The organism is Labilibaculum sp. K2S (assembly GCF_030372765.1).
Taxonomy (GTDB): Bacteria; Bacteroidota; Bacteroidia; order Bacteroidales; family Marinifilaceae; genus Labilibaculum.
The window spans coordinates 64713-87176 of sequence record NZ_JAUCMW010000002.1 but is presented as its reverse complement, the minus strand read 5'-3'; the positions used below and the strand labels follow the sequence as shown (position 1 = coordinate 87176).

The following is a 22464-nucleotide window of genomic DNA, read 5'->3' as shown; positions in this document are numbered from 1 at the left end:
AGAAGATTCGGAAATAGAAAAGGATGCCTTAGGAGCATCCTTTTGCAAATATGTAATGAGTTTCGACTTATTTTAAACACCTAAGATACATCTGAATAGTGTTTTCCAAACCATAGTACAATGAATCAGAAATAAGGGCATGCCCAATTGACACCTCTGTTAAATTCGGAATGTTGTCGTTAAAATATTTAAGATTTTCCAAGCTTAAATCGTGTCCCGCATTAATTTCCAAACCTAATTCGTGAGCCTTTTTTGCTGCAATTACAAAAGGACGAATGGCTTCTTCTTTATTCTTCGGGTAATCTGTTGCATACGGTTCTGTGTATAGTTCAATTCGATCTGTTCCGGTAGCAACAGCACCTTCGATATTAGCAAGATCTGTATCAACAAAAATAGAGGTTCTGATGCCTGCAGCTTTAAATTCTTTAATTATTTCGATTAAAACATCACGGTTTTTAACCGTATCCCATCCAGCATTAGAAGTTAATGCCTCCGGAGGATCAGGAACAAGAGTAACCTGCGCAGGTTTCGCTTTTACAACCAAATCGATAAAATCACGGGTTGGATACCCTTCAATATTAAATTCGGTTGTAACTAAAGATTCTAAATCCCTAACATCCTGATAACGAATGTGTCTTTCGTCAGGACGAGGATGTACTGTAATGCCTTCAGCTCCAAATCTTTCACAATCTAAAGCTACCTTGCAAACATTAGGAGTATTCCCTCCACGGGCATTTCTAATTGTCGCAATTTTGTTTATATTTACACTAAGTCTGGTCATTTTATAAAACTTTATAGGTAGAATAAGAGGCGAAAACTAAGTACAAACTTACTTTGTAATTAGGTTCTCCTTAAGACAAAATTAAAAGTAATTCCTAGAAAACAGGTATGTATGATAGCAAAAGATTTAATTTCTGATGTAGTTCCGGTATTGCGGGAAACCGATACGGGGATTCAGGCTCTTAACTGGATGGAGATTTTCAGAGTTTCTCATTTGCCAATAGTAAAGGGTGATGAGTTTCTTGGCTTAATTTCAGATAATGATATCTACGACCTAAACGAGGCGGAAGAACCTATCGGTGATCAAAAATTGTCATTATTTAGTCCCTATGTAAACGAAAATCATCATATCTACGAAGTAATAGAGATAATTTCAAGGCTTAAATTGACTGTGATACCAGTTTTGAAAGGTGAGAAAACCTATGTAGGCCTTATAACTTTAAATGATTTGATGCAATACATTGAAAGAATTTTTTCTGTTCGCGAACCTGGAGGTATCGTTGTGTTAGAACTTAATTCTGTTGATTATTCTTTAAGCGAAATATCAAGAATCGTAGAGAGTAACGATGCAAAAATTCTCAGTCTGTATGTAACATCATCTACGGATTCAAGAAAAATTGAATTAACAATTAAAATAAACCGAACCAATATTACTTCAATAATACAAACTTTTTTGCGCTACGATTACACCATAAAAACTACCTATGTTCATGAAGATGACATGAAAGATATGATGGAGGATCGATACAATTCATTCATGAGGTTTTTAAATATCTAAAAAGCTTAAATTTCAGACTTCTTTTTTCTGCATAGAATTCTTGCCACTAATCAGATTACTCTATATTTGTGCTAAACATTACTCAATGTGGATGCTTGTGTTTTTAATGCTGACCGTATTCCATGTTAAGGGTGTGAAAATTAAAAAAAAGGTTTTAGAATTTTCAAGATTCTGTTACTTGAGCAAATAAACAAAACACAAATTTGTGAAGTATGAAAGTTGCACTTTTTGGCAGGTCATTTAACGATAGCTTTACCGATAGCTTTACCATGATGTTTGATGTTTTCAATAAACACAATATCGAGGTAATAATTTATGAGCCTTTTTATGATTTTTTAATCAGAGAAATTAATTTTAAGCCTCCTGTTCAATCTTATTTCCATAGTAATGAGGATTTGGATAAGGAAGTAGATTTTTTCTTTAGTATAGGGGGTGATGGTACTTTTTTGGATGCGGTGACATTCGTGCGCGATTCGGGAATTCCATTGGTTGGTATAAATAGTGGCCGACTAGGTTTTATGGCCGATATTGCTCAGGATGAAATACCTCAGGCTTTGGCCGATATTATGGCCGGAGAATACAGTTTTGAGGAACGGAACTTACTACGATTGGAAACATCCAGGAATGGCTTGTTTGAAGAATTTAATTATGCTTTAAACGAATTTACCGTTCATAAAACAGATTCGGCTTCAATGATCACTATTCATACCTATCTGAATAATGAGTATTTAAATTCTTATTGGGCCGATGGTTTAATTATAGCGACACCAACCGGATCTACCGCATATTCGTTAAGTGTTGGCGGACCAATATTAATTCCTAACACACAAAATTTTATCATATCACCTATTTCTCCGCACAACCTTACCGTTCGACCGATTGTTGTGCCCAATCATCATGAAATAACACTTCGGGTTGAAGGTCGAAGTGATAGTTATTTGGCTTCGCTTGATTCTCGCTCATGTATTTTTGAATCATCAATTGAACTAAAAATAAGGAGAGCCGATTTTCAGATTAAGGTCTTAAAACTAAAAACACATAGCTTTTACGGAACCTTGAGAAACAAGCTGATGTGGGGTGTTGATAAACGTAATTAGAGATCAATTTTATTCTGTTTTTCATTTTAACAAAATTTAACGACGGGTTGGCGTTATTTTTTTTCATTGATAAGGTTTTTTAAGATTATATGTTACTTTTGTAGCTTGTGAATAAATTGAGATGGAATACACCCTCTTCAAACCAACGGTTTTAGGAGCTTAAGCAACAATTTTTCTTTGTTTACAGGAAGGAAAACACAAACTTGATTTCATGTATAAACTGATATTGGGAATACTGTTTTTTGCGATTGGAAATTCAGCTTTTTCGCAGACTAAAGCAGAGTTAGGCTTCTTTGGAGGAGTTTCCTATTATATGGGCGATATTAATCCTCAAAAGCAGTTTTATTCAAATTCAGTTGCCTTGGGAGGAATTTACCGGTATAATTTTAATTCACGTTATGCCTTAAGGGCTGGCATGTTGTTTTCAGGTTTAAAAGCAGAGGATAGGGATTTTAATAATTCATATCAACAGGCAAGAGGTGCGTCATTCAAAACAGATTTAGTTGATCTATCCCTACAGGTAGAATTTAATTTTCAGTCTTTTTGGTCACCTAAAAAAACGAAAAGCCAGACTCTGGTTCCCTATGTTACCGGAGGGATTGGATACATTGCTCCAAGCAGCACCAGCTCGTCATTCACAATTCCAATGGGCGTTGGCGTGAAAACGAACTTAGCGGGTCGATGGACAGCAGCTTTAGAGTGGAGTTTTAGGAAAAGTTTTACCGATGATCTGGATCATCTTGATGACCCAAATGATCTTAATAAGAGTAGTTTAGTACACAATAACGATTGGGCATCTTTTTTTGGAGTAATAATAAGTTATAAATTGTTCCCCGATAATGAAGAATGCCATTCATACGATCGCTTTGTAAAATAAGATATGTCATTTAAAGATAAAATAGTAAAGGAAAAGTTACCTACTCATCTTGCCATTATTATGGATGGGAATGGGCGATGGGCAAAAATGCGGGGAGAACATCGTATTGTTGGTCATCAGAACGGCGTTGAGGCGGTAAGGCAAACTGTTGAAGCTGCCGGTGAGCTTGGAATTTCTTATTTAACCTTGTATGCATTTTCTACCGAGAATTGGAATCGACCTCAGGATGAGGTTTTAGGATTAATGTCCTTGCTGGTCGAAGCAATAGAAAATGAGACTCCTACTTTAATGAAGAACAACGTTCGTCTGAAGGCAATTGGCGATCTGGCAAGTTTGCCAATTGAGGTAAGGGAGAAATTACAGGGAACAATTTCCAATACATCTGGTAATTCAGGTTTGACTTTGGTGTTAGCCTTAAGTTATAGCTCTAGATGGGAAATTGTGAATGCAGTTAAAAATATTGCAAGTCAGGTTCAAAACGGAGAGATATCTCTGGATGAAATTAATTCGGACTTGTTCTCTAATCAACTTACAACAAAAGGTATTCCTGATCCGGAACTTTTGATAAGAACGAGTGGAGAAAACAGAATCAGCAATTTTCTTTTGTGGCAAATAGCTTATTCTGAATTATATTTTACTGAATTGTTCTGGCCTGATTTTAATAAAGAAGAACTTTATAAAGCACTTCTTGATTATCAGAACAGAGAGCGTCGATTCGGTAAGATTAGTGAACAAATTAAAGATAAATAAGCATTAACCATTATAATTCAAGTAATGATTAAAAGATTAACTTTCATTTTTACTCTATTTTTAAGTTTTAGTGCATTAGCACAGGAAACCGATACAATTTATAATCCGGTAGCTCATTATTCTTCTCCAAAGAGTTATGAATTGGGTGGCGTTACAGTAACTGGAGTAAAACATTTGGAAAATAATGTTTTGGTTCAAATTTCAGGTCTTCGTGTTGGTACTACCATTGAAGTTCCTGGTGAGAAAGTGACAAATGCAATTAATAAATTGTATAAACAAGGTCTTTTTTCGGATATTCAAATTACAGCAACCAAAGAAATAGGGAATAAGATCTACCTTAATATTCAGCTTCAGGAACGTCCTCGATTGTCTTTGGTAAATTATAATGGAACATCAAAAAGTGAGACAACAAAACTGAAAGAGAAATTAAAGCTGATGAAAGGAACTCAGGTTACCGATTATCTTGTTGCAAACACAAAAACCATAGTTGAAGGATACTTTAAAGAAAAGGGTTTTTACAATACGATTGTCTCGGTTATTCAAAGGGACGATTCAGCAGAGGAAAATAGTGTGATACTTGATATTAATATTGATCGAAACAATAAAATTAAGATTAAGCATATTTTTGTAGAGGGAAATACAGCTTTTACCGATAAAAAGGTGAAAAAAGCAATTAAGGATTCAAAAGAGAAAACATTAAGAAATTTCTTAAAATCTTCGAAGTATATTGAAGAAAAATGGAATGAGGATAAATTGACTTTAATTGAGAAGTACAACGAAAAAGGTTATCGGGATGCGCTTGTTTTATCGGATAGCATTGAACAGGTATCTGAGGATAGAGTGAATATTCATGTGAAAGTGAAAGAAGGGAATCAGTATTTTTTCAATAATATAGATTGGGTCGGTAATACAGTGTACACCGGTTATTGGTTGCAAAGAGTTTTAGGAATTAAAAAGGGAGATGTTTACAATCAAACTTTACTCGACAAGAGATTGAGCAGTGATGATGATGCTGTTAGTAATCAGTATCTTGACAAAGGATATCTGTTCTTTAATGTAAATCCGGTAGAAACAGTTATTGGTAAGGATTCTATTAATCTTGAAATGAGAATCGTTGAAGGGAAACAGGCAACCATAGATAGAGTAAATATTATTGGAAATACAAAAACTCATGAGCATGTTGCCCGTAGGGAGTTGTATACATATCCTGGAGAATTGTTTAGCAAGTCGGATATTATTCGAAGTGTACGGGAATTGGCTCAGCTAGGTCATTTTGATCCGGAAACTATTAGTCCGGATGTGAAACCTCATCCTGAAAGTGGAACCGTGGATATTAATTATAAGTTAGAGGAAAAAGCGAATGACCAGATAGAACTTTCCGGAGGATGGGGTGCTGGAATGATTATTGGTACCGTTGGTTTGAAATTCTCAAATTTTTCAATCCGAAATATGTTTAACAAAGAAGCTTGGAGCCCATTGCCAACAGGAGACGGACAAACTTTGAGCATTCGTGCTCAAACGAATGGTTCATACTACAATTCTTATAGCATGTCATTTACTGAGCCTTGGTTGGGTGGTAAAAAACCGACTGCATTAAGCACTTCAATTTATTATTCTCAGCAAACCGGATATAGTCGCTCTTATAGCAGAAATTATAGTTATGGTGCCGGAACGAATGGTAATTCAGATCAAAGTCAGAAGGTTTTTGGGGCTAGTGTTGGATTGTCTCGTCGTTTAAAGTGGCCGGATAACTATTTCGCTTTATACAATGAGGTTAGTTACCAGAATTACAGATTGAAGGACTGGCAGTACTATCTGATATCCAATGGAACATCAAATAATTTCAGTTTTACAACTACACTTTCAAGAAGTTCTATCGATAATCCGTTATATACCAGAAGAGGGTCTTCTTTTTCTTTAAGTATGAAGATTACGCCTCCATATTCTTTATTCGATAATATAAATTATTCCCGATTGACGACTAGTGATAGAGATAATCAAAAGAGATATAAATGGATTGAATATCACAAATGGGTATTTAAAGGAAAAATGTATACATCCTTATTAAATAGTACTGATAAACTGGTTTTGTATACAGGAACTGAGTTTGGATACTTGGGGTATTTTAATAAAGATAAAAGATCACCTTTCGAAGGATTTGAAGTAGGAGGTGATGGTATGTCGGGATATAGCATGTACGGAAGTGACAATATTGGACTAAGAGGGTACGAAAATGGATCATTAACACCCGTAAGTGCAAATGGCAGACGTTTGGGAGCTAATATTTATTCTAAATTTACTGCAGAAGTTCGTTATCCATTATCTTTAAGCCAGTCAGCAACCATTTATGCATTGGCATTTGCTGAAGCAGGTAATGCCTATTATGATTTTGAGCAATTTCAACCATTCAATTTGAAGCGTTCTGCGGGTGTTGGACTTCGAATATTCCTTCCTATGTTTGGATTATTAGGAATTGATTATGGATATGGTTTTGATGAAGCGAATCAGGCTGGACAAAACGGTGGTCAATTCCATTTTGTAATTGGTCAACAATTTTAACTTATTTCATGTAACTGGTCTTTGGAGCTATTATAATTTAAGTTATTTTAGATTTTAATTATAAATAAGAATCGAATGAAGCGTTTAGTATTAATAATTGGATGTGTATGTGTATTGATAGGGAATTTGTATTCTCAGCAACGTTACGGATTCGTTGATACAGAATATATTCTGGATAAAATGCCGGATTATAAGAATGCTCAGGAACAACTTGACCAGATTTCGAGCAATTGGCAAATAGAAATTGAGAAAATAGCTTCTGAAATAAAAGAATTGCAAGCGAAGTTTAGAGCTGATGAAGTGTTCTTATCCTCAGAGATGAGAGAGAAAAGAGAAAAAGAGATTTTTGACAAGGAAATTTCAGCTCAAAAATTGCAGCAAAAGTATTTTGGAATAAATGGAGATCTTTATAAAAAGCGTCAGGAATTAATAAAGCCAATTCAGGATGATATTTATGAAGCAATAAAAGAAATTGCAAAAGACGGAACTTATGGTATGATTATTGATCGTGCTAATGGACCAACAATTATATACAGTAATCAAAAGTTTGATTTAAGTGATAAGGTACTGTATAAGTTAGGTATTAGAACTAATTAAAATTAAAATAAAAACTAACTGAGTGATATTATGAGACATTTTTTTAAAGTAACTTTATTAGCCATTATCCTATCTGCAGGTTCAAGTACATTTGCGCAAACCTTAAAATTTGGCCATATCGACTCGAATAAATTACTGTCGATTATGCCTGAAAAAGAGCAGGCACAAAAACAAATTCAAGCTGCGGCAGCGGAGTATGATGCTCAAATTAAAGCAATGAGAGAAGAGTATCAAACCTTGGTAAACGCTTATGTAGAGAAAAGAGAAACTCTTTCGGAGGCTGTAAGAGCCAATAAAGAAAAGGAAATTCAGGATTTGCAAAATCGTATGCAAACATTTGATGGATTTGCTCAGCAAGAACTTCAAAAAAAGCAAAATGAATTATTAAAGCCAATTTTCGATAAAGCTTCAGCTGCAATAAAGGCTGTTGGTGCTGAGAATGGATTCATTTATGTTTTTGATATTAGTACTGGTGTAATCTTGTTCAACTCAAATAACAGTGTTGATATTATGCCGTTGGTAAAAACAAAATTAGGAATACTGTAAATATTTTTCAGGATATTGTAAAAAGGTGGTATTTTTAATACCACCTTTTCTTATTTTTACCAGAATGATAAAAAATAGTCAGCCCATTGGTGTTTTCGATTCAGGATATGGAGGTTTAACCGTATTAAATGAACTGCTTAAGAGTTTACCTGAATATGATTTTATTTATTTAGGAGATAATGCCAGAAGTCCGTATGGTACCCGCTCATATGATGTTGTATATGATTATACGCTCGAGGCGGTTGAACAACTTTTTTCAATGGGCTGTGAGTTGGTTATATTGGCATGCAATACTGCTTCGGCCAAAGCGCTTCGTACCATTCAGCAAAATGATTTACCAAAAATAAATTCCAACAGAAGGGTTCTTGGAGTTATTCGCCCCAGTGCTGAAGAGGTTTCAAAAATTACGAAGTCCAAACATATTGGTGTAATGGGAACTGTAGGCACAATTCGTTCTAATTCGTACACATTGGAGATTGCTAAATTGTTTCCGGATGTTGTTGTAGTCCAGGAGGCTTGTCCAATGTGGGTTCCTTTGGTTGAAAATAATGAGATTGACACGGATGGTGGAAGGTATTTCATCAAAAAGAATATTGATAGTTTATTGGCTAAAGACCCTCTTATCGATTCGATAATATTAGGGTGTACTCACTATCCTTTGATGCAATCGGAGATTAATAAAATGCTTCCTGATCACATTCAGTTGATTTCTCAGGGAGAGATCGTTGCCCGAAGTTTAAAAGATTACCTTTTTAGGCATCCAGAAATGGATGTGAGATGCAGTAAAAACTCAAATTGTGAATTCTTTACTACAGAATTTGTAGATAGTTTTGAGGAAAAGGCCAGTCGATTTCTTAATTTTACTTTAAAGGCCCGGCATATTAGCTATTAAATACAGCAGGTGTTATAGTATAAAAAAACAGAGCCTTTCAATTTTGTATTGAAAGGCTCTGTTTTTTTTAGCTGAATTACTTTTTGATGGTTTCTTCATCTTCTTTGTACCAGCTGGCATACATTGCATAACTATTTGCAATTCGGTTGATTTCACCTTCTAATAATTCCGGACTAAGTTCTTTTATTTTTTTTGCCGGAGATCCTGCATATACACTTCCTGATTCAACATGAGTTCCTTTTGTTACAACGGAACCAGCAGCAATAATCGCATTGCTTTCAATAACAGCATTATCAAGAACTACAGCGGCCATGCCTATAAGAACATTATCTTTAATTGTACAACCATGCACCACTGCATTGTGGGCAATAGATACATTATTCCCAATTGTGGTTGGTGATTTTTTATAGGTTGCATGAATAGTCGCATTATCCTGAACATTTACATTGTTTCCAAGACGAATAGAATGAACATCACCACGTAAAACGGCACTGTACCAGATACTACAATCATTACCCATCTCAACATCACCAATTATAGCGGCGGTTTCTGCTAAAAAGCAATTGTCTCCAAATACCGGAGTTTTTCCATTTAATTCTCTAATAAATGCCATTCTTATTTAGTTTGATTATAAATACAAAGATAATTAAAAAAATATTCGAGATATCTTTTATAAATATGTTATAAAAAAAGTTACGCAAACGTTAACGTTAATGAAACTGAAAATGAGAACAATAACACAGCGTTAATTTGAAAGTAAAATGTGTTGCATATTGGTAATTTGTTAGTTTTAAAGTCTATTTCAGCTTAGATTTAAAAGGTTTACGATAAAAAAGGTTTGAAAATTTAAGTTTTTTTCACACTTTTGATGACGCAGATATAAATAGGGGTATTTTGAAATCTGCAATTTGGGAAGTTATTTTTAGTGATTAAACTAAAATTTCTTCTTTGAACAATTCTAAATGGTGCATTTTATTGCTTTCATCTAATTGTTATGGGATGAATGAATTTATATATAAATGTGTATTAATGTTAATTAACCACTAACTAAAGGTTTATGAAAAAAAGTTTGTTTTCGATGTTAATCCTATTCGTGATAGGATTACAGAGCGTTTTAGCTCAAAGTCGAGAAGTTTCAGGGGTGGTTACTTCAGCCGATGATGGGCTGTCTATCCCGGGAGTTTCCGTAATTGTTAAAGGTACAACCATTGGTACTACTACAGATTTCGATGGTAACTACTCCTTAAATGTTCCAGCTGATGGAAAGGTTTTGGTCTTTTCTTTTGTTGGAATGACTATGCAGGAACGTGAAATTACCTCTTCTACAATTAATGTTGTTATGGAGACTGAATCCATTGGTGTCGATGAAGTTATTGTTACTGCTGTTGGGATCAAGAAATCCGAGAAAAGTCTTGGGTACGCCGCAACAAATGTGAAGGCTGAAGAATTAACGAAGGCTAGAACGAATAATATTGTAGAGGGGCTACAAGGTAAAGTCGCTGGTGTACAAATATCAAATACTTCTGGGGAGCCTGGATCTTCAACTTCTGTTGTGATTCGTGGTTACTCTTCAGTATCTGGCGGTAATGAACCATTGTATGTTGTTGATGGTGTTCCAATGAGTAATCCTAGTGTTGGATCCACCGATGCATTAAATAGTGGATTCGATTTCGGTAATGGTATTAATGCCATTAATCCTAACAATGTAGAAAGTATGACAATCCTAAAAGGTGCTGCAGCGACAGCATTATATGGATCTAAGGCTGCTAATGGTGCAATTATTATTACTACAAAAGCTGGGAAGTCTGGAAAGATGACAATTAGCTATGATGGCAGCGTTAGTGTTTCCTCTGTTTTAAGAACACCTACATATCAAAATGAATTTGGTCAAGGATGGGATGGCGAATGGAGAAGTGACGAAAATGGTTCTTGGGGACCTAAATTCGATGGTAAACAAAGAGTTTTTGGAAATATAGTAAATGGTGAGAGACAAATTAAAGCTTATGAAACTCAAAAAGATAATTATAAAGATTTTTGGGATTTAGGTGTGGGACATCAACACTCCATATCACTTTCTGGAGCTGATGATAAAACGAGTTACTATTTTTCTTATTCTTTTGCTGATCAGGATGGAATTTATCCAACAGATGCTGATTCATACAAAAGACACACTTTTACTATGAAAGGAAGTCGTAAAATGGGTAAATTCAAAGTGAGCTCTTCAATGAACTTCTCTACGGAGAAAGTAAAGGCTGTTCCTTCAGGGCAAGGGTTAACAGTTGCTAATACTTTACAACAAATTCCTAGAGACTTTTCATTAGTTGATATGGAAGATTATAATTCTAAGTTTAATAATATTGACAATTATTATACTCCTTATGGTGTGTTAAACCCATATTATGTACTTGGAGAATTTGGGAGTGAGCTAAATAAGAATAAAGTTTTCGGAAAAGTTCAATTTGATTATGAATTGAATGATTGGTTGAACTTTACTTATCGCTTTGGTGGTGATGTTGATGTTTACCAAAGAAAAAACTGGAATGCGATTACTCAACCTACTAGTGGTTCTAACAATGCAGGCACAAGTGGTACAGACCCGGGTAGTGTTTACCGTTCTCATAATTATACTTATCAAATAAATCAGGATTTTTTAGCAAATTTCAATAAAGACTTTGGTAAATTTAATTTAAATGGAACAGTAGGGTTTAATTTTAATGAAACTGGTCGTACTTACCTTAGAGCTAGTGTGGCTGGATTAGATGTGCCTGAATTCTATAATATTAAAAATTCCCCATCTACTCCTGATGTTTCTGATTATTCTGAGCAAACAAGATTATTTGGTGGTTTTGGTACTGCAGAATTATCGTATGATAATATGTTGTACTTAAACTTAATGGCTAGAAACGACTGGTCTTCTACTTTACCTCAAGGAGATAATTCCTTCTTTTACCCAGGTGCTACAGTAGCATTCCTATTCTCAAAGTTATTACCAGAGAACTTTACCAGTGTCATTAATTTTGGTAAAGTTAGAGCCTCTTACGGACAAACTGGTAATGATGCTGATCCTTATCTCTTAAATTCGGTATTTGAGCAATCGGAACTTTATAATCCTTTTAGAAATGTTACTTTCCCTATTAATGATCAGAATGCATTTGAAGTAAGTAATACTTTGGGAAATAAAGCACTTAAACCTGAGATTTCAACTGAATTTGAGGTTGGAGCTGATTTAAGATTTTTTAATAGTCGTTTAGGTGTCGATGCAGCTTATTATGATAAGAGTACAAAAGATCAAATTCTGAGTTTAAAACTATCTTCAGCAACTGGTTATACAAAACAGACTATGAACTTAGGAGAGGTTACGAATAAGGGTGTAGAGTTGTATGTTTATGGTTCACCCATCAGGACAAAAAATTTCGAGTGGAAAATCGGTGTAACTTACAGTAAAAATGAATCAAAGGTTGTTGAATTAGCCGAAGGATTAGATAAAGTTTATCTTGAAGGATTTTCTGGTGTTAGCATGTATGCTAAAAAAGGGTACAGCATGGGAGTTTTTGAGGCTGTTGCAACGAAAAAGACCACTACTGGTCAATTGATTGTAGATGCGAAAGGATTGCCTTTAGCTGCTTCTGCTCCTGAGGTAATTGGAAGTGCTGACTATGACTATACTGCGGGTGTTACAAATGATTTTTCTTATAAAAATTTCGATTTCTCATTCGCTCTTGATATCAGACAAGGTGGTTTAATGTATTCTAGAACTAAGGCGATTACTTATTTTACTGGTAATTCTGTTGAGACAACTATAAATGACCGTAATCCTTTTGTTATTCCGAATTCAGTAATTGAGCTTAAAGATGCTGATGGAAATGTAACAGGTTATGAGGAGAATACTCAACCAATTACGAAAGCTGAAATGGATGGTTTCTATGATGATGGAGGTATGGATGGTGGTGCTTCAGATCTAATTGATCGTTCATTTGTTAAATTGAGAAATGTATCTTTGTCATATAGATTCTCAGAATCGTTATTAAATAGAACGCCATTTAAAGAAGCTCGAATTTCATTAGTAGGTAATAACCTATTATTATGGACACCTTCGTCTAACTCTTTTGTTGATCCGGAAAACTCTACTTTTGGTAACGATGTTGGAGGACGCTTTGGAGAATATTCAGGAGCCCCTTCTGTTCGTACCTTTATTTTTAGTTTGAATCTTAAGTTTTAAGAGTATAAAATTATTTTATGATGAAAAATAGATTATTATATATTTTCATTTTTGTATTGGGTTTAGGTTTCACAGCTTGTGAGACTAGCCTAGATATCAATGATGATCCAAATAACCCAACAGAGGCTACTATTGGTCTGGTTTTTCCAGCAGCACAGGCCTCTCTGACTACTCAAGTGAGTGGCCAATTATTTAATTTAGGTGGATTTTTTAGTCAATATTGGGATCAAAGTCCTGAAGCTGGTCAATATCTTGATCTTTCAAATTACAAGCTAGACACTGAGAGTTTTCAGACTTTTTTTGACGAAGCATATTCTGGTGGATTAAATGATTTACAATATGTACTTGACAAAGCTGAAGCTACTGGAGATTGGGGTAACTATCTTGCTGCAACTGTAGTCCGAGCTTATTATTTTCAACTTTTAGTTGATTTGTATGATGAGGTTCCATATACAGAGGCTTTAAAAGGAACTGAATTTATTTTTCCTAAATACGATAAAGGTGAAGATGTTTATAATGGTATTATTGCCGAGTTAGATGTTGCTCTAGCAAAAGATTTTTCAGGACAAACAGTTACATCTAAAGACTTGTTCTTTGAAGGTGATCTTCAAGCATGGATTCAATTTGCTAATTCATTAAAGCTTAAAATAGCTACCCGTGCTGGAAATACAGCTTTAGTAAATCAATTACTAACGACACCTAATTTTATTACTAAAAATGTGGGGCTAAACTCGTCGGTTTATAGTCAAGAACAAAATAAAAGAAATCCTTGGTATGAAACGAATGTAAGTCGTTTGAGCGGTGATGGCGATTATAGTATCAACCACGTAGCTTCGCACAACTTTATTCTTTACTTGCAAACAAAAAATGATCCTAGAATCAACACCTTGTTTTTTCCATCGGTTACTACAGGCAATCATAATGGTAACTATTTTGGTTCTTCTAAACTCGCTGCTGAAAGAAAAGCAGACAAGAGAGATGATTTTTCGACTGTAAAAATAGAACAAACACATCCATCTTATATTATGTTGGTATCTGAAGTTCTATTGTTGCAAGCTGAAGGATATGCTAGAGCTGGTGATTATGCTAAAGCTAAATCTGTTTACGACCAGGCTGTAAATGCTTCTTTCGAACTCCACGGTTTAGATGGAGCTAGTGCTTTGTTAGCTTCAGGTGGTTCTTATGAATTTACTGCAACCAATTTAACTGATGCTTTAGAGCAAATCATGATGCAGAAGTATGTATGTTTGGCTCACTTCAATAATATTGAGGCTTGGTTCGAGCATAACCGTACTGGATATCCTAAAATCAGCCCGGTTCCTGCTAAAGATGCTACTTATGTTCCTGGTGAATTTACTAGTCCTGTGGATAATAAATTAGGCGATGGTCGTTTCCCTCATAGGTTGTATTATACTGATTCTGAAGTTTCTTCGAATCCAAATACACCTGAGCAGATAAATGATATTACAATTAAAGTATGGTGGGACAACAATTAATATTTAATAATATGAAAAAGATAAAATTATATAGTTTAATACTTCTTTGTCTGGCTGTATTTATTGGTACAAGTTGTAGTAAAGACTCTGAAGATATAGCTAGTGGTATAGTCTATTATCCCGTGTTTATTGTTGATGGCAGTGATATTAACTATGTGGCTTTGGGGGATGATTTTACTGTGCCTGATGTGAAAGTAATGGATGGTTCTACTGACATTACAGCAAGCGCGACTATCGAGGGAGAAATAGATTTATCTACTCCTGGTGTTTACGAAAAAGTGATCACTGCTACTACAGCTGATGGTTATACTGAATCTAAAACAATTATGGTTTTTGTATATCACCCAGATTATAAAAGTGCTGAAATTGCAGGAGATTATAATGGTGTTTTGTTTGGTGTAGGTGGTGGGCCTGTCACAATTAAGCAAGTTGAAAAAGGCATTTATATATTGGATGATTTCTTTGCGGGTTACTATTCTACCTATAAGGAATATCGTGCTAAGTATGGTAATGCTTATGATGCAGGTGGTTATTTGATTTATGTTGGTGGCAATAATTTTATCGCTTCAAATATTAATACCGCTTGGGGACCTGCTACTATTGTAGGTGAAATCTCTTACGAACCAGAATCTGGTACCATTTCGTACATTTTAGATCAGGGTGGTTATACTTGGGGAGATCGCGATTTCGTCTTAACCCCTGTTGTTGAATAATAAATTTTAAAATTTACAAGATATGAAATATAATATTTTAAAATATTTATTGATTGTTGCTGTTTCAGTTGGATTTATCGCTTGCGATGATGAGGTTGATGTTGATGTGCAGGATATGAATACCGTAGCTGTTTCTGGGCAGTGGGATATTACAATCACTAAAGCTGGTGTTTTTGAAGATTACACTACAGTTCATTCTTACAATACTGCTTCTAATGTGTTGGATTCTATTTATTTATGGGATGATTCATATGATATTAGAATTAAGGTGAAGTGCGATGTAGATGCTTTAACATTTGCAGCTGCAGCTGCTCTTAATGTTTTAAGTGAATCTGATTTGTATACTGTCACTGAAGGGATGATTATGCTTGGAAAAGCGACTACCAAAGATGGTAACGTAACTGACAGTATTCGTTTCGTTTTAAATGATGGAACTGATGAATATGTATATGCAGGTCATCGTTATACTGGATGGACTGAAGATGATAATTAGTAGATAGTCGCATACTAAATGTATTAAAGGTGTCTCATTATTTGAGGCACCTTTTTCTCTTTAAATCACTCCTTGTTGCGATGTTTTTTCGCAAAGAATATCAACTCTCAATAGTTCTCTTCAAAAATTTCCATTTCCCTTCTTTTTTTCCCTTTATTAAGACTTAATCAACTCTTAATCAAACCTGTTTTTAACTGTGAGTAGGCTGTAACTTTTTAGAACACAAACGTTTGCAAAAAGTCAGTAATTTTTTTTGCCTTTACTTGTCTAAAAACTGGGAAACGCTACCTTTACCATGCTATATAACATGATTATAGCATCGTGTTATGGTAGATGAAAAATCAAAATCAACTAACAAAATAACGGAATTAATTTCAAGCTTAATTCAAAATAGTCATGAGTCAAAAGACAAAAGTCATTGAAAAGGAAGAAGTTGTCATAAGATTCTCCGGCGATTCCGGAGATGGGATGCAGCTAACAGGAACGCAATTTTCGGATACTTCCGCATTGTTTGGGAATGATGTTGCTACTTTTCCTGATTATCCAGCTGAGATTAGGGCTCCACAGGGAACGGTAGGTGGAGTATCAGGTTTTCAACTGCATTTCGGGCAGATGGAGGTAAATACCCCCGGCGATTTTGCAGATGTACTGGTAGCAATGAATCCGGCAGCATTAAAAGCAAATTTGAAATGGGTTAAACCAAGTGGGACTATCATTGTAAATGAAGATAGTTTTACGGATAAGAATCTTGAAAAAGCTGGCTATGATTCTAATCCATTAGATGATGAGAATCTTTCCGATTATAATCTGATTAAAGCAAGAGTAACTTCACTGACGAAAGAATGTTTGAAGGATACAGAACTGGATCAGAAAAGTATCCTTAGGAGTAAGAACATGTTTACTCTGGGAATGGTTTATTGGATGTTCGATCGTCCATTGGAACATACAGAAGAGTTTATTGAGAAGAAATTCAAAAAGTATCCATTGGTTGTTGAGGGCAACAAGATGGTGTTGCGGGCTGGTTATAATTTTGCAAGAACAATTGAAGCTTTGCCATATAATTTCAGTGTGGCTCCGGCTAAGATCAAGAAAGGAATCTACCGTAATATTACAGGAAATAAAGCTACAGCCTGGGGATTAATTGCCGTTGCAGAAAAAGCGGGTTTGGAATTGTTCTGCGGATCGTACCCAATTACACCGGCAACCGAGATTTTTCAGGAACTTGCAGCTCGCAAGGATCTTGGTGTGAAAACATTTCAGGCAGAAGATGAGATTGCAGGAATCTGTACATCAATCGGTGCCAGTTTTGCCGGGAATTTTGCTGTAACAACAACCTCGGGACCGGGCTTGGCTCTTAAAACAGAAGCTGCAGGTTTGGCAGTAATGACAGAACTACCTCTGGTAATTGTAAATGTTCAGCGTGGGGGACCATCAACAGGTCTTCCAACTAAAACAGAACAAGCAGATTTAATGCAGGCAATTCATGGACGCAGTGGAGAATGTCCTATGCCGGTAATTGCGGCAAGTACACCTTCAAATTGTTTTGAATACGCTTATAGCGCAGGTAAAATTGCTTTGGAGCATATGACCCCGGTTATCTTGCTTACGGATGGTTTTATTGCTAATGGAGCTGAACCGTGGCGAATTCCTAAAATGGCCGATCTATCACCTATAGAAGTACCATTTGCTAAGGAGGGAGATAACTATCAACCATATGCCAGAGATACTGAGAAACTGGCTAGAAAGTGGGCTGTTCCCGGCACAAAAGGTTTGGAACATAGAATTGGAGGTCTAGAGAAAATGGATATTACGGGTACCGTGTCGTATGTGCCGGAAAATCATCAGGTAATGACAGATATCCGATCTGAAAGAATTAGACGGGTTGCTAATTTCATTCCTGATGTTCCTGTAAAGGGAAATGACGACGCTGAAGTTTTGGTTGTAGGTTGGGGTGGTACTTATGGTCACTTAACAACAGCGGTTCGTGAACTTCAGGCTGAAGGAAAAAGTATTGCTTTGGCACATTTTCATTATATTTTCCCATTGCCAAAGAATACAAAAGAGGTTTTAAAACGGCATAAAAAGGTAATTGTGTGTGAGTTGAATGAAGGACAGTTTGCCGAGTATTTAAGGGCTGGTTTTCAGGATATTAAATTCAATCAATATAATAAGTTGCAAGGATTACCTTTTACTGTGTTGGAATTAAAAGAGAGGTTTAACCAATTATTGGAGGAGAAATAATCATGACAGATACAATTCTTAAATCACATAGTCCTGTGAAATTAACTCCAAAAGATTTTAAAAGTGATCAGGAAGTTAGATGGTGTCCCGGGTGTGGAGATCATGGAGTATTGAATTCGGTTCAAAAAGCAATGGCAGCCATGAACATTCCAAAGGAAAAGTTTGCGGTTATATCGGGTATTGGATGTTCTTCTCGTTTTCCGTATTATATGGATACTTATGGTTTTCATACAATTCATGGAAGAGCTGCCGCGATTGCTTCGGGTGTGAAATCAGCGAATCCGGATCTTGAAATAATACAAGTTTCAGGAGATGGAGATGCTTTGGCAATTGGAGGGAACCATTTTATCCATGCTATTCGTCGAAATATTGACATGACAATTCTTCTTTTTAATAATGAGATTTATGGTCTTACAAAGGGTCAATACTCACCAACTTCGAAGCAGGGAATGGTCACCAAGACCTCTCCATTTGGAACAATCGAACAACCATTTCATCCTGCAGAATTAGCTTTGGGAGCTCAATCGAAGTTTTATGCCAGATCTATTGATACCAATATAAAACTGACTACGGAATTGATTTTAGCCGGATCAAAACACAAAGGAACATCTATTATTGAAGTTCTTCAAAATTGTGTGATTTATAATGATGGAGCACATGCTTTGATTACCGATAAGGAAACAAAGGATGATTTTCAGTTGGTTTTGCATCACGGAGAGAGGATGATTTTCGGAAAGAATAGAAACAAGGGATTAGTTTTGGGAGGTAATGGTAAACTAATTATTGTTACAATTGGTGAATTCGGAATTTCGGAACAGGATATTTTAATTCACGATGCCCACAATCCAGATCCTCATATGGCTTGGTTATTGTCAAATATGTCAGCTCCGGAGTATCCTGTTGCACTTGGTGTAATTAGAGATGTTGCAGCACTTTCTTATGAAGAAAAATTGGTGCAGCAAATTAAAGATGTGCAAGCAGTATCGTCAATTAAGTGTATGGATGATCTGCTGAATAGCGGTGATACCTGGGAAGTTAAATAAGTAGACTGGAATATTTAATTTATCAATACATAAAAGAGGAAACCATGAGTTTCCTCTTTGTTTTTTATTATTTTCGGTATTTTTTTAGGAAATAATGAAATACAAAAAGATATTTTTTTTCATTTAATGATTTTAAATGAAATCAGTACTTGTTGGGGAAAGGTAGAACTCAAACCGGAAAATTATATTATTTTGTATTCCTGAATTAATGGCTCGTTATATTTTAGTAACTAGTTTGATTTACAAGACGCTTATTTTTAATATTTAGAACCAATAATGCTCTGTATGTAAAAGATAACAAAGATCAAACGCATACAAAACTGCAACGAACTATTGTGAAAACAAGACAACAAAAAACATAAATAGCAATTGACATGGAAGAAGTTTCGATTTCCAAAATATACAAACGGAAAAAGAGTGATAGAGATATTTTTCAGGAATTGATGCCTTTTAAAGTGAAAGAAATTCTTCTTATCGCGACTTATTACGATGCTTATACGATTGTAAGAGAAGGCCAGTTTTCGGATAAAATTGTTGGGGAATATCTACAATTAAATTTATATGCGGCACCACGTTTTACGAGTGTAGCCACTAATGATGAAGCCTTGGAAGCCTTAAAAAACAGAAATTACGATGTTGTCATCTTAATGGCCGGTTTGGATAAGCAATCCCCTTTGGAATTAAGTCAGGAAATTAAAAGGGTTCAGCCCGAGATTCCTGTTCTGGTTTTGGTAAATAACAATAGCGATCTGGCTTATTTTGACAGAGCTGCAGATAAGATAAAGAATAATATTGATCGGGTTTTTGTTTGGAATGGCTCCACCAAAATTTTTATGGCCATGACCAAGTATATTGAGGATAGAATGAATCTGGAACCCGATACAAAAAGTGGAGATGTAAGAGTCATTTTGTTAGTTGAAGATTCCGTAAAGTATTATTCCAGATATCTGCCATTGTTGTATACATCAGTAATGACTCAAACCCAAAAAGTGATATCGGATGAAGGTGATATTGATGAAATGCATAAGATTTTGAAAATGCGGGCCAGACCTAAAGTCATTTTGGTGAGTACTTATGAAGATGCAGTTGAAGTTATTGATAATTATTTGGAAAACTTGCTTTGTGTAATTTCTGATGTTCGTTTTGCCCGGGATGGGAAATTGGATGATGATTCGGGTGTAGATCTGATCAAATACGTTCAGGAAAAAAACATGAAAATTCCATGTTTAATGCAATCGCATGATACCGATAATGCAATTCGTGCAATGCAGGTCGAAGCTGATTTTATTAACAAGAACAGTGATACTTTGGCTTTGGATATCTATAACTTCATCTATACTAAACTGGGCTTTGGTGATTTTGTGTTTAGAAATCAAAGTGGAACTAAGGTTGCAATAGCGAAGTCCATGGAAGAGTTTGAAGAAAAATTGAAATATGTCCCAGATGAATCACTTCTTTTTCATTCAAAAAGAAATGGAATTTCGACGTGGTTAATGGCCAGGGGTGAAATTAATATTGCTAAAAAGTTAAGAAGATATCAGATTGAGGATTTTAAATCGGTAAAAGATTTACGCAAATTTTGTTTGGATGTATTTGAAGCCTCTCGCATAAAACAGTTACGGGGCAGGATTATTAAATTCAGACCTAATATTGTTAATTCGAATCATTACGTGGTTCGTTTGGGACGTGGTTCTCTAGGAGGTAAAGGACGTGGTTTGGCTTTCCTGAGTAATTTTATAGAGAATATTTACTTTGCGAAATTAATTAAGGATATTAATATATCGATTCCTAAAACTGCTGTTATTGGTGTTGATGAATACGATAACTTTATTGAGAAGAATAATCTTTACAATAAGATTTATCTGGATAAAAACTATAAAAAGGTACGTGATTTATTTGCGAAAGGTGAGTTGTCTGATAAATTACGGGAAAGACTTCTGGATTATCTTGAAGAAATGACTTGTCCGTTGGCTGTGCGTTCATCCGGTCTGTTCGAAGATTCTTTAATGCAGCCATTTGCAGGTGTTTATGCGACTTATTTGCTTCCTAATAATCATCCGGATATAGGGGAGCGGTTTCGTCAATTGGTAACCGCAATCAAGCTTATTTATGCTTCTATTTTTTCACCCGAAGCTCAATCCTATTTTAGTGCGGTTGATTATAAAATTGAAGAGGAGAAAATGGCTGTTATTATTCAGGAAGTGGTAGGGCAGGAATCCAATGGAAGATATTATCCAAATATCAGTGGTGTTGCACAATCATACAACTATTATCCTTTTTCTTACATGAAACCAGAGGATGGTTTTGCGGTTATTGCTATTGGACTGGGTAAATATGTTGTGGGAGGGGAAAAAACACATCGTTTTTGCCCGGAACACCCTAAATTGCAATTGGCATCAATTGAAGATCAGATGAAAGATTCGCAGAAGTATTTTTATGCGATCAATATGGAAAAAGATGATGTTAATCTTTTAAAGGACGGTGAAGATGCTGTTACGATAAAATATGAACTTGCAGATGCTGAAAAGGATGGGAATCTATTACATTGTGCTTCAGTTTACGATTACCAGAACGATAGATTGGAACCGGATTTGAATTTGCGGGGGCCACGGGTTGTAAACTTTGCAAATATTCTGAAATACAATCAAGTCCCTGTTGCGCATGCATTGAGTGTGCTTCTGAATATTTTTAAGCAGGCGATGGGAGCTCCTGTTGAAATTGAGTTTGCCGTTGATCTTTCAAAAGGGAAAAATGACTTGCCTACTTTCCAGCTCCTGCAGATTAAACCTCTGATTCGTCAGGAGATGAGTATTGATATTGATATGACTAAGGTTGATAAGGATAAGCTTGTGCTATTGGCAAGTAAAGGTATGGGTAACGGAAAAATAGACCATGTTCGTGATGTAATTTACATGGATATTGAAAAATTTGATCGGACCAAAACTGAAAAAATGGCTCTTGAAATTGAGAAATTGAACCAGAAAATGAGAGAGCAGGATCGTCAATATGTGTTGATTGGTCCTGGACGTTGGGGAACAAGAGATAAGTTCACCGGTATCCCTGTACTTTGGTCTCAAATATCCAATGCAAAGGTAATTGTAGAGCAAGGTTTGGACGATTTTCCTTTAGATGCTTCCCTGGGGTCTCATTTCTTTCACAATGTAACTTCTATGAATGTTGGATATTTCTCGGTAAGAAGCAACACTGAACAAAGTTTTGTGAATACTGAAATTCTAGACAAGCAAAAACTCGAAGAGCAGATTCATTATTTTAAACATGTTCGGTTTAAAGAACCGTTGGATATTTTAATGGATGGTAAAAAACAAACCAGTGTTATAAGTTATAAATAGCAAAAAGCCGTTTCAATAAGTTTTGAAACGGCT

General features: G+C 35.4%; 17 protein-coding genes. 15 read left to right on the top strand and 2 right to left on the bottom strand.

What is annotated here, in order from left to right:
• Positions 1 to 67: 67 nt before the first annotated feature.
• The gene (locus tag QUH73_RS03290; protein WP_289529055.1) at positions 68 to 781 is read right to left on the bottom strand and encodes a pyridoxine 5'-phosphate synthase; all 714 of its coding nucleotides are present in this window, start codon (positions 779 to 781) and stop codon (positions 68 to 70) included.
• Between the two features lie 111 nt (positions 782 to 892).
• Between QUH73_RS03290 and QUH73_RS03285 the strand changes: the two genes are divergently transcribed.
• The 8 genes from QUH73_RS03285 (at position 893) to murI (ending at position 8876) form a co-directional block, all read left to right on the top strand.
• Positions 893 to 1558, top strand: a complete 666-nt coding sequence (locus QUH73_RS03285; protein ID WP_289529054.1) for a CBS domain-containing protein — start codon at positions 893 to 895, stop codon at positions 1556 to 1558.
• 212 nt (positions 1559 to 1770) lie between these two features.
• Positions 1771 to 2655, top strand: a complete 885-nt coding sequence (locus QUH73_RS03280) for an NAD kinase (protein ID WP_289529053.1) — start codon at positions 1771 to 1773, stop codon at positions 2653 to 2655.
• A 211-nt stretch (positions 2656 to 2866) separates the two neighbouring features.
• Positions 2867 to 3532 carry a type IX secretion system protein PorG gene (porG, locus tag QUH73_RS03275; RefSeq protein ID WP_289529052.1) on the top strand — a complete coding sequence of 222 codons (666 nt, stop codon included), beginning with the start codon at positions 2867 to 2869 and terminating at the stop codon, positions 3530 to 3532.
• A 3-nt stretch (positions 3533 to 3535) separates the two neighbouring features.
• Positions 3536 to 4282 carry an isoprenyl transferase gene (locus QUH73_RS03270; RefSeq protein ID WP_289529051.1) on the top strand — a complete coding sequence of 249 codons (747 nt, stop codon included), beginning with the start codon at positions 3536 to 3538 and terminating at the stop codon, positions 4280 to 4282.
• A gap of 24 nt (positions 4283 to 4306) precedes the next feature.
• Positions 4307 to 6841, top strand: a complete 2535-nt coding sequence (bamA, locus tag QUH73_RS03265) for an outer membrane protein assembly factor BamA (protein ID WP_289529050.1) — start codon at positions 4307 to 4309, stop codon at positions 6839 to 6841.
• 75 nt (positions 6842 to 6916) lie between these two features.
• Complete coding sequence (locus tag QUH73_RS03260) at positions 6917 to 7438, top strand: OmpH family outer membrane protein (protein WP_289529049.1); 522 nt, start codon at positions 6917 to 6919, stop codon at positions 7436 to 7438.
• A gap of 30 nt (positions 7439 to 7468) precedes the next feature.
• Positions 7469 to 7984 (top strand): OmpH family outer membrane protein, encoded by a 516-nt coding sequence (locus tag QUH73_RS03255; protein WP_289529048.1) that lies wholly within the window; start codon positions 7469 to 7471, stop codon positions 7982 to 7984.
• 64 nt (positions 7985 to 8048) lie between these two features.
• The gene (gene murI, locus QUH73_RS03250; protein ID WP_289529047.1) at positions 8049 to 8876 is read left to right on the top strand and encodes a glutamate racemase; all 828 of its coding nucleotides are present in this window, start codon (positions 8049 to 8051) and stop codon (positions 8874 to 8876) included.
• Between the two features lie 76 nt (positions 8877 to 8952).
• Here murI and QUH73_RS03245 read toward each other — a convergent pair whose 3' ends face one another.
• A complete protein-coding gene (locus QUH73_RS03245) occupies positions 8953 to 9489 on the bottom strand; it encodes a gamma carbonic anhydrase family protein (protein ID WP_289529046.1) in 537 nt (178 codons plus the stop codon).
• 444 nt (positions 9490 to 9933) lie between these two features.
• On the opposite strand from QUH73_RS03245, the gene QUH73_RS03240 reads away from it, so the two are divergent.
• From QUH73_RS03240 to QUH73_RS03210, 7 genes are all read left to right on the top strand, one after another.
• Positions 9934 to 13095 carry a SusC/RagA family TonB-linked outer membrane protein gene (locus QUH73_RS03240; protein ID WP_289529045.1) on the top strand — a complete coding sequence of 1054 codons (3162 nt, stop codon included), beginning with the start codon at positions 9934 to 9936 and terminating at the stop codon, positions 13093 to 13095.
• A gap of 20 nt (positions 13096 to 13115) precedes the next feature.
• Positions 13116 to 14591 carry a SusD/RagB family nutrient-binding outer membrane lipoprotein gene (locus QUH73_RS03235; RefSeq protein ID WP_289529044.1) on the top strand — a complete coding sequence of 492 codons (1476 nt, stop codon included), beginning with the start codon at positions 13116 to 13118 and terminating at the stop codon, positions 14589 to 14591.
• 11 nt (positions 14592 to 14602) lie between these two features.
• Positions 14603 to 15304 (top strand): BT_2262 family domain-containing protein, encoded by a 702-nt coding sequence (locus tag QUH73_RS03230; protein ID WP_289529043.1) that lies wholly within the window; start codon positions 14603 to 14605, stop codon positions 15302 to 15304.
• Positions 15305 to 15326: 22 nt separating this feature from the next.
• On the top strand, positions 15327 to 15797 hold the full coding sequence (locus tag QUH73_RS03225; protein WP_289529042.1) for a lipid-binding protein: 471 nt from the start codon (positions 15327 to 15329) through the stop codon (positions 15795 to 15797).
• Positions 15798 to 16193: 396 nt separating this feature from the next.
• Positions 16194 to 18038, top strand: coding sequence for a 2-oxoacid:acceptor oxidoreductase subunit alpha (locus QUH73_RS03220; protein WP_289529041.1), 1845 nt, complete (start codon positions 16194 to 16196; stop codon positions 18036 to 18038).
• Positions 18039 to 18040: 2 nt separating this feature from the next.
• On the top strand, positions 18041 to 19081 hold the full coding sequence (locus tag QUH73_RS03215; RefSeq protein ID WP_289529040.1) for a 2-oxoacid:ferredoxin oxidoreductase subunit beta: 1041 nt from the start codon (positions 18041 to 18043) through the stop codon (positions 19079 to 19081).
• 374 nt (positions 19082 to 19455) lie between these two features.
• Complete coding sequence (locus tag QUH73_RS03210) at positions 19456 to 22431, top strand: PEP/pyruvate-binding domain-containing protein (protein ID WP_289529039.1); 2976 nt, start codon at positions 19456 to 19458, stop codon at positions 22429 to 22431.
• Positions 22432 to 22464 lie beyond the last annotated feature (33 nt).

Bases quoted from the DNA above. Each gene is read 5' to 3' on its own strand.
- QUH73_RS03210 (WP_289529039.1), top strand. From the start codon at position 19,456: ATGGAAGAAGTTTCGATTTCCAAAATATACAAACGGAAAAAGAGTGAT.
- QUH73_RS03225 (WP_289529042.1), top strand. From the start codon at position 15,327: ATGAAATATAATATTTTAAAATATTTATTGATTGTTGCTGTTTCAGTT.
- QUH73_RS03255 (WP_289529048.1), top strand. From the start codon at position 7,469: ATGAGACATTTTTTTAAAGTAACTTTATTAGCCATTATCCTATCTGCA.
- bamA (WP_289529050.1), top strand. From the start codon at position 4,307: ATGATTAAAAGATTAACTTTCATTTTTACTCTATTTTTAAGTTTTAGT.
- porG (WP_289529052.1), top strand. From the start codon at position 2,867: ATGTATAAACTGATATTGGGAATACTGTTTTTTGCGATTGGAAATTCA.
- QUH73_RS03240 (WP_289529045.1), top strand. From the start codon at position 9,934: ATGAAAAAAAGTTTGTTTTCGATGTTAATCCTATTCGTGATAGGATTA.
- QUH73_RS03260 (WP_289529049.1), top strand. From the start codon at position 6,917: ATGAAGCGTTTAGTATTAATAATTGGATGTGTATGTGTATTGATAGGG.
- QUH73_RS03245 (WP_289529046.1), bottom strand. From the start codon at position 9,489: ATGGCATTTATTAGAGAATTAAATGGAAAAACTCCGGTATTTGGAGAC.
- QUH73_RS03270 (WP_289529051.1), top strand. From the start codon at position 3,536: ATGTCATTTAAAGATAAAATAGTAAAGGAAAAGTTACCTACTCATCTT.
- QUH73_RS03285 (WP_289529054.1), top strand. From the start codon at position 893: ATGATAGCAAAAGATTTAATTTCTGATGTAGTTCCGGTATTGCGGGAA.
- QUH73_RS03290 (WP_289529055.1), bottom strand. From the start codon at position 781: ATGACCAGACTTAGTGTAAATATAAACAAAATTGCGACAATTAGAAAT.
- murI (WP_289529047.1), top strand. From the start codon at position 8,049: ATGATAAAAAATAGTCAGCCCATTGGTGTTTTCGATTCAGGATATGGA.
- QUH73_RS03235 (WP_289529044.1), top strand. From the start codon at position 13,116: ATGAAAAATAGATTATTATATATTTTCATTTTTGTATTGGGTTTAGGT.
- QUH73_RS03220 (WP_289529041.1), top strand. From the start codon at position 16,194: ATGAGTCAAAAGACAAAAGTCATTGAAAAGGAAGAAGTTGTCATAAGA.
- QUH73_RS03280 (WP_289529053.1), top strand. From the start codon at position 1,771: ATGAAAGTTGCACTTTTTGGCAGGTCATTTAACGATAGCTTTACCGAT.
- QUH73_RS03215 (WP_289529040.1), top strand. From the start codon at position 18,041: ATGACAGATACAATTCTTAAATCACATAGTCCTGTGAAATTAACTCCA.
- QUH73_RS03230 (WP_289529043.1), top strand. From the start codon at position 14,603: ATGAAAAAGATAAAATTATATAGTTTAATACTTCTTTGTCTGGCTGTA.